This is a genomic window from Streptomyces xiaopingdaonensis (assembly GCF_000262345.1).
In the GTDB taxonomy this organism is placed as follows: domain Bacteria; phylum Actinomycetota; class Actinomycetes; order Streptomycetales; family Streptomycetaceae; genus Streptomyces; species Streptomyces xiaopingdaonensis.
On sequence record NZ_AJTQ01000207.1, the window covers coordinates 1 to 10,682 of the forward strand.

Sequence of the window (10,682 nt, forward strand, 5' to 3'; positions counted from 1 at the left end):
CGATTCGCCGAGGCGCGCGCCGCATTGCGGGCGCACCTCCTCGGGCCGAACGAGCCGCCCCCGCTGGAGCGGTTCGGCCGCGCGGTCCTCCGCCTCGTCGCCGAAGCGGAGGACCGGGACACCCGTCTCGCGGGCCGTGCCGAGGCGCCGGGCTGAGGTCGCCCGGCGGCTTCGTCGACGGTTTCACGCGGGGGTGGAGGTCTGCGGCACCTCCTCGGGGCCCGAGGTGCCGGCGGGTGCGGTCCCGCCGCGCGAGGTGGCGGTGAGCGGCGGGGTGGAGTCCTGCGGTGTCGGGCCCGCCGTGAGCACCAGGTTGTTGTTGACGGAGAAGTAGAGCCGCAGCGAACGCTCGGTGCTCAGTGCCACGCGGGGCGGCACGTCGGTCTTCTTGCGGTCGGGGAGGTCGTCGAGGAGCCGCGCGAGCCGCACGGGACGAGCCCCCGGGGCGGGCCTGAACCAGAGGTCCCAGGCGGTCTCCTCGTCGCTGCGGGCGAGGGCGCCCGGCAGGTCGTAGGGCACCTCGAAGCTCGCCGAGGCGCGGTCGGCGCCGGCCGTGCCGAGCCGGGCGAGGGGGAGTTCGAAGCTGCGGGCGTCCTCGCCGCGGGCCACGCCTGCGAGCATCGCCTGCCCCTCGGGGGCGCGGCGCGCCTCTTCTGCGGCGCGGCCGTACAGCTCGGTGTGGAGCGTGCAGGTGCTGGGGCCGAGCGAGACCTCGACGACCTCGGCGTGCCCGTCCCTGTGCCAGGCGCGTACGGCGAGGAACCCGCCGGCCGTGGCGTACGGGACCCACGGCGTGAGCACCTGCCCCGAACCGCCGACCTGGAGCGGCGCCGGGTTGCTCAACAGCCGTGCGCTCTCGACCATTTCGACCCGCACCCGGGTGTACTCCACCCCGGCCGACGTCCTCACCTCCACGAAGGCGTCCCAGCGGGCCTCGGCGAGCCGCTGCTCCCGCCGGTCCACCAGGACGTCGGTGCGCTCCTCGGCCGAGGCCCCCCGCTGCTCGGGCAGCGGCAGCCGCACTTCGGGCACCCCTTCCTTCTCGTACCGGGTACGCAGCACCAACGCGGCGCTGCCCGCGGGGAGTTCCGCGGTACGCAGCGCGACGTGCAGTCCCCCGTCGCGTGCGACGCGTACGTGAGCGGAGGGGTTCGGGAGCGACGGTCGACGCTGCGCGCCCCCGCGCGCCGGGCGCAGGCGCCGGAGCACCGGGCGGAGCAACCCGGTGACGAGTCTGCGCACCCGGCGCGCGCCCGGGATCCGGCGCAGCACGCGCCCGCCGGTGGCGCGGACGGCGGCGCCCGCGCCGGAGCTTTCGTCCTCGCCCGGTGGCGAGGTGGCGGACTCCGCGGTCTTCTTCGCGGGTGCCGCCGCGTGCGGGACGCCGCCGGGGGTGAGCGGCTGGAGCGGCTCCGGCGGGTGCTGCGGGGCGCTGCGCGCGGGTCGCTCGGCGAGCAGCCGCTCGAAGAGCTGCTCGTACTCGGTGGCGACCCGCTCGGGTGCGTACCGGGCTGCCTTGTCGAGCGCGTTCCTGCTCATGCGCCGGCGCAGCTCGGGGTCCTCGATGAGGTGGAGGAGCGCGTCGGCGTACGCGTGGACGGTGAACTCCTCCTCGCCGCGCGGCGAGAGGACGCCGTCCTTGCCGTTGGTGATGATCTCGCCTGGTCCGTAGGGGCAGTCGGTGCTGACGACGGGGACGCCGCAGTGCATCGCCTCGATGATCGTCATGCCGAAGGACTCGGCGTCCGAGGAGACGGCGGCGACCGCCCCCTTCGCCCACTCGGTCTCCAGCGGCGAGTGGGCGCCCATGAGGAACGCCCGGTCGTAGAGGCCGAGTTCGTCGATGGAGTGGCGCAGGTTGGCGCGCTGCTGGCCGCGGCCGTAGATGCGCAGCCGCCAGTCCGGGTGCTTCTCGCTGACGAGCGCGAAGGCCCGCAGCAGCCGGTCGTAGCGCTTCACCTTGATCAGTCGGCCGGCGGCGATGATCGTCCGGGACTCGCCGTCGGCGGGCTCGACATCGGCCGGCGGGACGGCGTTGGGGATGCAGACGATCTCGGTGTCGCTCTCCATGAGGGCGGCCCGGTAGTCGGCGGCGTCCGCGTAGGAGACGGTGACGAAGCCGTCGAGGTGCGCGATGGCGGCGTCCTGGTGGCGCCGCTTGTGCTCGCCGTGCATGCGGTGCGTCAGGTGCTCCTGGCCGATGCGGAGGGTGTCGGGCGAGCCGTACGCCGCGAGGTAGTCGTTGATCTTCGGTCGGGTGGCGATGACGACGTCGGCCGCAAGGGTGCGCAGGCACTCCCGGATGCGGTCGTCGCCGAGCTCGGTGGAGATGCCGCGCGCGAGGTGGTCGGCGCCCTCGGTGAAGCGGCGGCTGGGCCGGTGGAAGCGGGGATCGTCGCCGTCGTAGCCGGGGGAGTCGCGGCGCAGGTCGATGAGGGAGGTGAGGGTGATACGCGGGTCGAAGGGGAGTGCCGGGGTCTCTCGTGTCCTCCTGAGGCTGACGACCTGGACCTCGTGCCGATCGGCGAGGGCCCGGGAGAGGTTGACGGTCGAACGAATGGTGCCGCCGATGCCGTAGGCGTTGTCCAGTAGGAAAGCGATCCTCATCAGGTGCTCCGCACTTTCTCCCCCCGCAGTGATACGGGTGTTCTTCTCTTACCGCTCTGAGTGATATGCACAGTGATATGCACTGCGCTCCCGTATTGCGCAATTCATGTTGCGGGGGTCGGAGCCGGTGATCTGCCGCGCGCGAGGCGCTGACCAGCGCGTACGTACCTCACGCAGGGGCAGGATCGGTCCTGGAACGACTCAGCGCTATCCCTCTTTCGGGTTCCCGGCGGCAAGGCGCTCCGAGGTGGTGCACGCCCGTCCTTATGGTCGGATCAATGGAGATCGCCGACCGTGCCAGGACGGCACCGAGGACCGCGTACACGGCCGCGGAGCAGGCAAGCCGCGATACCGCAGCGGGGCTCGCGGTGCAGGAGAAGCCCGAGGGACGAGAGATGCCGAACCTGCAAGAGGCCGAGCTCCGGTCCACCGCATCGCCGGAAGCGGCGGGGAGCGTTCACCCGCCCCGCCGGAAGCCCCCGGAGACCGGCAGGCTCTCTTTCCTCGCCAAGCTGGTGCCTTCGCGCGTCCTCTCCGGCTCGACCGCCTCTGCGGTCGTCGACGGACGCAGCAGAGATCCGTTCCTGGACAACGCGAAGTTCCTCCTTGTCGTGCTCGTCGCGGTGGGCCACAGCTGGGGGCCCGTCGTCGAGGCGGTGCCGGCGGTGAAGCCGTTCTACCTCTTCGTCTACGCCTTCCACATGCCCCTCTTCGTCACACTGTGCGGTTACTTCTCGCGGAACTTCCAAGGCCGTCCCGACCAGATCCGCCGGCTCGTCGCGGGGGTGCTGCTGCCCTACCTCGCCTTCGAGGCGATCTACTCCGCGATGTACGTGGTCTGCTTCGGCGAGGAGTTCGCGTGGACGCCGACTTCGCCGCGGTACCTGTGCTGGTTCCTCGTGGGGCTCTTCCTCTGGCGGCTCACGGCGCCGCTGTGGTCGGCCGTGCGCTTTCCGCTCGCGTTCGCGGTGGCGATCTCGCTCGTCGCCGGGCTCACCGACGTCGGGGGTGAACTCGCCCTCTGCAAGGTCCTGATGTTCCTTCCCTGGTTCGTGCTGGGGCTGCGGCTCAGGTCGGCCCAACTGCGTCCGCTCCGCAACAGGGCGAGCCGCAGGTGGGCGCTGCCGGTGCTGGTGGGGGCCCTTGTCGGCGCGTACTGGGCGGCGCCCCGGGTGACGACGCAGTGGCTGCTGATGCAGCAGAGCTACGAGCAGATCGGCGTCGCTCCGGAGGTCTACCTCGGGATGCGGGTGGTCCTCTTCGCGGTCGGCCTGGTGCTGTGCGCCGCGTTCCTCGCCGCCGTCCCCGCCGTGCACACGCGGTTCACCGCCTTCGGCGCCCGCACCATGTATCCGTTCCTGCTCCACGGGCTGCTCATCAAGACGTTCGAGGGGCTCGGCGGGTACGAACTCGTCGTCGAGTGGGGCGCGTTGGCGATGGTGCCCGTGACGCTGCTCGCGGGGGCCGCGGCCGTCGGGCTCTCGACGGCTCCGGTCTGCCGGTGCCTGCGTCCGCTCATCGAGCCGCGGCTGCCGGGCTTCCTCACTCCGCGGCCCCGGACGTCGACACAGCGGACCGGGACCGGCGCCGGGGCGCGGAGTTCGGCGGCGGGCGCGAACGTCGGCTGAACATCGGATGTCTCGCGGCAGACGGTCCTGACAAGCCCTGACGATTCGAGGCGCGCGGCGCTGCGCGCGCCCCCTGCGCTCGCCTATACAGGCCGTGGACCGACGCGAGCCCCGGCGTGCGTACCGCAGGGCTCCACCACCCCGCTTGTTCAGGAGCGCCCCCGCGATGTCCGCACCACAAGCACCCGACGCCACCGGGGCCGACGCGCACGCGGCACAGCCGCCGCGTTCGCTCCACGAGGTGCCCGGCTGGTTCTACAACACCGACCTGATCCTCTTCGACCTCCTCCTCGACCGGCAGCGCCGCCTCCAACACCGGGGCGACATGCTGGAGATGGGCGCCTACCTGGGGAAGAGCGCGGTGCTGCTGGGGGCGTACCTGCGTCCGGAGGAGACCTTCACCGTCTGCGACCTCTTCGGCGACCCGGCGCCGACCGAGCACAACAGCCGGGAGACCGAGCGCTCCTACGCCACCCTGACCCGCCGCGGCTTCGAGGCGAACTACCTCGCCTTCCACGAGGAGCTGCCCCGCATCCTCCACGCGCCGACGAGCGTGGTGCCCCGCGAGGTCCCCGCCGAGAGCTGCCGCTTCGTCCACGTGGACGCCTCCCACCTCTACGAGCACGTACGCGACGACCTCGCCGCGACCCGGGACGTACTCGGCGGCGCCGGCGTCGCCGTCCTCGACGACTACCGCTCGGGCCACACCCCCGGCGTCGCCTGCGCCACCTGGGAGGCGGTGCTCGGCGGCGGGCTGCGGCCGATCTGCGCCAGCCCGCACAAGTTCTACGGCACCTGGGGCGATCCGGCGCCGCTCCAGGAGGAGTTGTACGAGCGGTTGAGCGAGCGCGGCAGGTGCTGGTTGCAGTGGCAGGACGTCGCGGGGCAGCGGTTGCTGCTCGTCGCGGCGAAGGACTCGGCGCCGCCGCCGCTCCCGTCGCCGCGGTGCGCGCCCGGCCGGGAAACGCCCGGCGGGCCGGCGTCCGCGGTGCGGGCTTCCCGCGCCCGCGTGCCCGCGGGGTTGCGGCGAACCGCGGTGGACTGGTTGCCGCCTGCCGTGGTGCGCGGGCTCGTCCGGGTGCGGGGGCGTGCGCGGGGATGAGTGCTGGGTGAGGAGGCGGTACGCGGGCATGTCCGTGAAGTCCGCGCCGTCCTCCGTTCGTTGAACCTTCTTCGGGGATGTCCGGCGGAAGAGCGTGCGCGCGGTGGCGAGAGGCACCGAGACGCCGCTCACCGCGGACGAGAGCCTCTCCGCCGTCCTGGCGCCGCGACGCCTGCCGCCCTGCTCCGGAGCGCGAGCAGGGCGGCGCCGGCCCTGCCGCGTGGAGCCCGGGAGCGCGGTCCTCGCCGGCCCGGCGCCTGAGGACTGCACGCCCGCGCGGGCCGCTCCGCTCGTTGCGCCGGACGGCGCCGAAGTGCGCCGGATCCCGGGGGCACTTGGACGCCGCGTACGTGGTGCAGCGGGCGCCGCGGCACCTTCCGCGTGCGTCCGCCCGTGCACGCGTGCACGCGGCGAAGGAGAACCGGCCGCCCGGTGCCCACGCCACGCGCCCCTCACCCGGTCGGCCCGCCCGAGGTGCCGCCGGCGCACGGCCGCGATTGGATGCCAAACGCGGGGCCGCCCTTGCGGTCCCCGTACGAGGGGTCTCCGACCGGAGCGGCGAGCGGGCCGACCACCCGTCGCCGCAGGCGGATTGGGCGCCGGGCCGGATCCTCGTGGCAGCGAGTCGTACCGCACGTATCCGGGAGTGCCCATGCAGAGCCAGCAGTGCCGCGTCGCGCCGGGGGCGCAGGTCGCCGAGGACGCCGAGGTCGGCGAAGGCTCCGCGATCTGGGAGCTGGCGCAGGTCCGCGAGGGCGCCAGGATCGGTGCCGAGTGCGTGATCGGACGGGGCGCCTACCTCGGCCCCGGGGTCGAGGCGGGGGACCGGGTCAAAGTGCAGAACCACGCCCTCGTCTACGAGCCCGCTGCCCTCGCGGACGGCGTCTTCGTCGGTCCGGCCGTCGTGCTCACCAACGACCGGGCGCCGCGCGCCGTGGCGCCCGACGGCTCGGCGAAGCGGGCCGGGGACTGGGAGCCGGTCGGTGTCTCGGTCGCCGAGGGGGCGTCGCTGGGGGCGCGGTCGGTGTGCGTCGCGCCGGTGCGGGTCGGGCGGTGGGCGATGGTCGCGGCCGGTGCCGTCGTCACGGCGGACGTACCGGACTTCGCGCTCGTCGCCGGCGTGCCCGCCCGGCGGATCGGCTGGGTCGGCCGGGACGGGGCGCGGCTGGTGGAGCGCGCGGGCGAGCCCGGCGTGTGGGAGTGCCCGCGTACGGGCGAGGCCTACCGGGAGCGGGAGGGCGGGGGGCTCGTCGAGGAGCCGTCGGCGGTTCCGGGGGAGCCGGGAAGGGAGCGCGCCGCCCTGCCGTTCGGCTGAGCCGGGCCGTACGGGCGAATTCCTCGGTGCGGCCGCTAGCGCGCCGCCGCGACCGGGTCGACATGGAGGGGAACGAGCCGTGCTGACGGAGGGATCGCGCCATGGACCGCGAGCGCAACGCACCCGAGAACGTGCCGGCCGCACAGCCGGTGATCGGTGAGGAGGAGATCGAGGCCGCGGTGCGGGTGCTGCGCAGCGGCCGTGTGGTGCAGGGGCCCGAGGTGGCCGCCTTCGAGGAGGAGTTCGCCGAGTTCGTCGACGGGCGCGCCTGCGTCGCCGTCAACTCGGGGACGTCGGCGCTCCACCTCTCCCTGCTGGCGCTCGGCATCGGGCACGGTGACGAGGTCGTCGTCCCGTCCTTCTCGTTCGCCGCCACGGCGAACGCGGTGCGCCTCGCCGGCGCCGAGCCGGTCTTCGCCGAGATCGACCCCGAGACCTTCTGCCTCGACCCGGACGCCGCCGCCTCCGCGATCGGCCCGCGCACCGCCGCGCTGCTCCCCGTCCACCTCTACGGACACCCCGCCGCCGCCGACCGCCTCGGCGCGCTCGCCAGGCGGTACGGGCTCGCCCTCGTCGAGGACGCCTGCCAGGCGCACGGCGCCGCCCTCCACGACGAGCGCGTCGGCACCTTTGGCGAGGCCGCCTGCTTCAGCTTCTACCCGACGAAGAACATGCACGCCCTGGAGGGCGGCATGGTCGCCGTCGAGGACGCCGAACTCGCCCGCACGCTGCGGCTGTTGCGCAACCAGGGCATGGAGCAGCGGTACGCCAACGAGATCGTCGGCGCCAACATGCGGATGACCGACGTCGCCGCGGCCGTCGGACGGGTCCAGCTCGGCCGGCTGCCCGCGTACACGGAGCGGCGGAGGGCCAACGCGAAGGCGCTCGACTCGGGGATCACGACCCTGGCCACCCCGCCGGTCGCCGACGGCGCCCGGCACGTCTACCACCAGTACACGGTGCGCGTACCCGGCGGCCGACGGGACGCGGTGCAGCGGGAGTTGGAGCTCCGCGGCGTCGGCAGCGCCGTCTACTACCCGACGCCGATCCACCGGCTCACGCCGTACGCGCACCAGCAGGCCGGGCTCCCCGAGACCGACAGGGCCGCGGCCGAGGTGCTCTCGCTCCCCGTCCATCCCACGCTCACCGCCGGCGACCTGGCGAGGGTGGTGGGCGCCGTCGACGAGGCGGCGGCCGCGGCAGGGGCGGTGGTCGAATGAGTACGGCGGACGCGGCCGTGGACAGGCCGACGCTGCGTGCCGGGCTCGTCGGCCTCGGTGCGATGGGGCGCAACCACGCGCGGGTCCTCTCGGGGCTCGACGGGGTGGACCTCGTCGGCGTCGTCGATCCGGCGGCGGACGTGGCCGGGATGCCGCCGGGGGTGCCGCTCCTCGACCGGCTGGAGCGGCTCCTCGAACTCGCCCCCGACTACGCGGTGGTGGCCTGCCCCACCGGGTACCACGAGGAGGTCGGCCTGCGGCTGGCCGCCGGCGGCATCCACGCGCTGCTCGAGAAGCCGCTGGCGCACACGCCGGAGGCGGCGCGGCGGCTCGTCGACGCGTTCGAGGCCGCCGGCCTCGTCGCGGGCGTCGGGCACATCGAGCGGTTCAACCCGGCGTTCCAGCAGCTCCGTTCGCGGCTGGAGGCCGGGGAGCTGGGCGAGGTCTTCCAGGTGGTGACGCGGCGGCAGGGGCCATTCCCGCACCGGATAGCCGACGTCGGCGTGGTGAAGGACCTGGCGACCCACGACATCGACCTCACGAGCTGGATCACGGGCCAGCCGTACGCCTCGCTCTCGGCGCGGACGGCCTCGAAGAGCGGACGCGTCCACGAGGACATGGTCTCGGTCGTCGGGGAGTTGGCAGACGGCACGATCGTCAGCCACCTCGTCAACTGGCTGAGCCCGTTCAAGGAGCGGTTCACCGCGGTGACGGGCGAGCGCGGCTGCTTCGTCGCCGACACCCTCACGGCCGACCTCACCTTCCACGCCAACGGGGCGTTCGCGACGGAGTGGGAGGCGCTGCGCGCCTTCCGCGGCGTCGCGGAGGGCGACATGATCCGCTACGCCTTCCCCAAGCGGGAGCCGCTCCAGGTGGAGCACGAGCGGTTCAGGGACGCGGTGCACGCGGGCGCTGCCGAGGTCGCGGACCTCGTGACGGTGCGCCAGGGGCTGCGCACCGTCGAGGTCTCCGCCGCCGTGCTGGAGTCGGCGCGCGTACGCCGCGACGTCGGCGGCACGGCCGGCGAACCGAGCCACGCACCGGCGCCGCTGTGACCCGGCGGAGCACCGCACCGATCCGAGCAGCCACGCAGGAAGGCCCGCCGATGCCCAACTCGCCGATGAACAGGATGCTTCGGGGAAGAGGCGGGAGAGCCGGGGCGCCGCGCGTCCTCTACCTCGCCTACTACTTCCCGCCCAGCCGTGCGAGCGGCGTCTTCCGCGCCCGGGCGACGGCCAACCACCTCGCGTCCCGCGGCTGGGAGACGACGGTCTTCGCGGCGCCGAGGGAGTTCTTCGAGGAGTACCTCAGGGGGGCGTGCGACCCCTCGCTCGAGGCGACCGTCCATCCGCGGGTCCGGGTGCACAGGCCGCCGATGTCGTTCTCCCACTGGGAGCGCGACGTGCGCGGGTACGGCGTGCTGCGCCGCAACTTCCCCGCGCTCTCCCGCGAGTTGCACCGCGTGCTCCAGAGCCGCGTCTTCCCCGAGCTGTACCTCAACTGGATACCGCGGGTGCTCGCGGACGCGGTCGCCTGCCATCTGCGGCGGCCCTTCGACCTCGTGCTCGCGACGGGCAACCCCTTCGTGTCGTTCGCTGCCGCCTGGTTCCTCGGGCGGCTCCTCGGCGTCCCGTACGCCGTGGACTACCGGGACGCGTGGACCTTCAACCAGTTCACCGAGGAGCCGAAGTTCCCCGCCGGCTCCCCTGCACACGGCTGGGAGCGGCGCGTCCTCGACGGGGCGGCCGAGGCGGTCTTCGTCAACGACGGGATGCGGCAGTGGCACCGGGAGCGCTACCCGTCGGCGGCCGAGCGCATGACGGTCGTGCCCAACGGGTGGGAGCCGGAACTCCTCGGCGACCAGCCGTTCCGTCCGCCGGACCCGGACCGCCCGCTCCGCTTCGGGTACCTCGGCACCGTCACGTCCTATCTGCCGCTCCGGGAGCTCTTCGAGGGGTGGCGGCTCGCCCGCGGCCATCCGCTGCTGGAGGGGGCCGAGCTGTCGATCCACGGGCATCTCGGCTTCTTCCCCAAGGACGTCGCCGCCTTGCGCAGGCGCCTGCCCGTGGGCGGCGAGACGGGCGTGCGGTACGCGGGTCCCTTCGACAAGGCGGACGTGCGGTCCGTCTACGCGCAGCACGACGCGCTGGTCTTCTGCGTGCCGGGGGCGCGGTACGTGACCTCGGGGAAGGTCTTCGAGTACATGGCGTCGGGGAAGCCGGTCGTCTCGGTGCACCAACCGGAGATCGCGGCGGCCGAGGTGCTGAGCGGGTACCCGCTGTGGTTCGCCGGCGGGGAGTTGACGGCGGAGGAGGTGGCGCGCTCCTTCGTCGCGGCGGCCGAGGCGGCGCGCGCGGGCGACCGCGAGCGCCACGCGCGCGCCGTCGCGCATGCGCGGGCGTTCACCCGTGAGGCGACCCTCGGCCCCTGGGAGCGGCGGCTGCGGAAGCTGGCGGGGCACCCCCCGGACGACGACCCCGAGGCACCGGCAGGCCAGTCGGAGCGGGAAGCGGAGGCGACACGATGAGGCGGACGACGGCAGCGGCGCCGGCACCTACCGGCAGCCGCGTGCTCTACCTGGCGCTCGGCGGCTTCCGCATCCGCGCGGCGCTCGACCGCGCACGGGAGTTCGCGGCGGCGGGCCACCAGGTGCTCCTCGTGGTGCCCGACACCCCGGCCTGGCAGCAGGCCGGGAAGGTGCCGGGCGTGGCCCGGGTGGTCCTGGGCGCCTCCGGCGGGCAGGCCGCGATCCGCGCCGCGGACCGGCTGCTCGCCTCGCCGCGCAGCCCGCTGCCGCGCACCGACCTGCT

The 10,682-nt window shown here is 74.0% G+C and carries 8 protein-coding genes; 7 read left to right on the forward strand and 1 reads right to left on the reverse strand.

Going from position 1 to position 10,682, the window contains the following annotated elements; genetic code table 11:
• Positions 1 to 183: 183 nt before the first annotated feature.
• Positions 184 to 2,607, reverse strand: coding sequence for a glycosyltransferase family 4 protein (locus UWG_RS0116565; RefSeq protein WP_016908338.1), 2,424 nt, complete (start codon positions 2,605 to 2,607; stop codon positions 184 to 186).
• A gap of 278 nt (positions 2,608 to 2,885) precedes the next feature.
• Between UWG_RS0116565 and UWG_RS0116570 the strand changes: the two genes are divergently transcribed.
• The 7 genes from UWG_RS0116570 to UWG_RS30240 all read left to right on the forward strand — a co-directional run.
• On the forward strand, positions 2,886 to 4,235 hold the full coding sequence (locus UWG_RS0116570; protein WP_016908339.1) for an acyltransferase family protein: 1,350 nt from the start codon (positions 2,886 to 2,888) through the stop codon (positions 4,233 to 4,235).
• Positions 4,236 to 4,401: 166 nt separating this feature from the next.
• Positions 4,402 to 5,337 carry a class I SAM-dependent methyltransferase gene (locus UWG_RS0116575; RefSeq protein ID WP_016908340.1) on the forward strand — a complete coding sequence of 312 codons (936 nt, stop codon included), beginning with the start codon at positions 4,402 to 4,404 and terminating at the stop codon, positions 5,335 to 5,337.
• Between the two features lie 652 nt (positions 5,338 to 5,989).
• On the forward strand, positions 5,990 to 6,652 hold the full coding sequence (locus tag UWG_RS0116580; protein ID WP_016908341.1) for an acyltransferase: 663 nt from the start codon (positions 5,990 to 5,992) through the stop codon (positions 6,650 to 6,652).
• Between the two features lie 101 nt (positions 6,653 to 6,753).
• Positions 6,754 to 7,872 (forward strand): DegT/DnrJ/EryC1/StrS family aminotransferase, encoded by a 1,119-nt coding sequence (locus UWG_RS0116585; RefSeq protein WP_016908342.1) that lies wholly within the window; start codon positions 6,754 to 6,756, stop codon positions 7,870 to 7,872.
• The gene (locus UWG_RS0116590; RefSeq protein WP_016908343.1) at positions 7,869 to 8,927 is read left to right on the forward strand and encodes a Gfo/Idh/MocA family protein; all 1,059 of its coding nucleotides are present in this window, start codon (positions 7,869 to 7,871) and stop codon (positions 8,925 to 8,927) included. Before UWG_RS0116585 ends, UWG_RS0116590 begins: the two co-directional genes overlap by 4 nt.
• A gap of 50 nt (positions 8,928 to 8,977) precedes the next feature.
• A complete protein-coding gene (locus tag UWG_RS0116595; RefSeq protein ID WP_016908344.1) occupies positions 8,978 to 10,399 on the forward strand; it encodes a glycosyltransferase in 1,422 nt (473 codons plus the stop codon).
• A partial coding sequence (locus tag UWG_RS30240; RefSeq protein WP_033196194.1) for a hypothetical protein occupies positions 10,396 to 10,682 on the forward strand: 287 nt, incomplete at its 3' end. The genes UWG_RS0116595 and UWG_RS30240, both read left to right, overlap by 4 nt.

Bases quoted from the DNA above. Each gene is read 5' to 3' on its own strand.
- UWG_RS0116565 (WP_016908338.1), bottom strand. From the start codon at position 2,607: ATGAGGATCGCTTTCCTACTGGACAACGCCTACGGCATCGGCGGCACC.
- UWG_RS0116570 (WP_016908339.1), top strand. From the start codon at position 2,886: ATGGAGATCGCCGACCGTGCCAGGACGGCACCGAGGACCGCGTACACG.
- UWG_RS0116575 (WP_016908340.1), top strand. From the start codon at position 4,402: ATGTCCGCACCACAAGCACCCGACGCCACCGGGGCCGACGCGCACGCG.
- UWG_RS0116580 (WP_016908341.1), top strand. From the start codon at position 5,990: ATGCAGAGCCAGCAGTGCCGCGTCGCGCCGGGGGCGCAGGTCGCCGAG.
- UWG_RS0116585 (WP_016908342.1), top strand. From the start codon at position 6,754: ATGGACCGCGAGCGCAACGCACCCGAGAACGTGCCGGCCGCACAGCCG.
- UWG_RS0116590 (WP_016908343.1), top strand. From the start codon at position 7,869: ATGAGTACGGCGGACGCGGCCGTGGACAGGCCGACGCTGCGTGCCGGG.
- UWG_RS0116595 (WP_016908344.1), top strand. From the start codon at position 8,978: ATGCCCAACTCGCCGATGAACAGGATGCTTCGGGGAAGAGGCGGGAGA.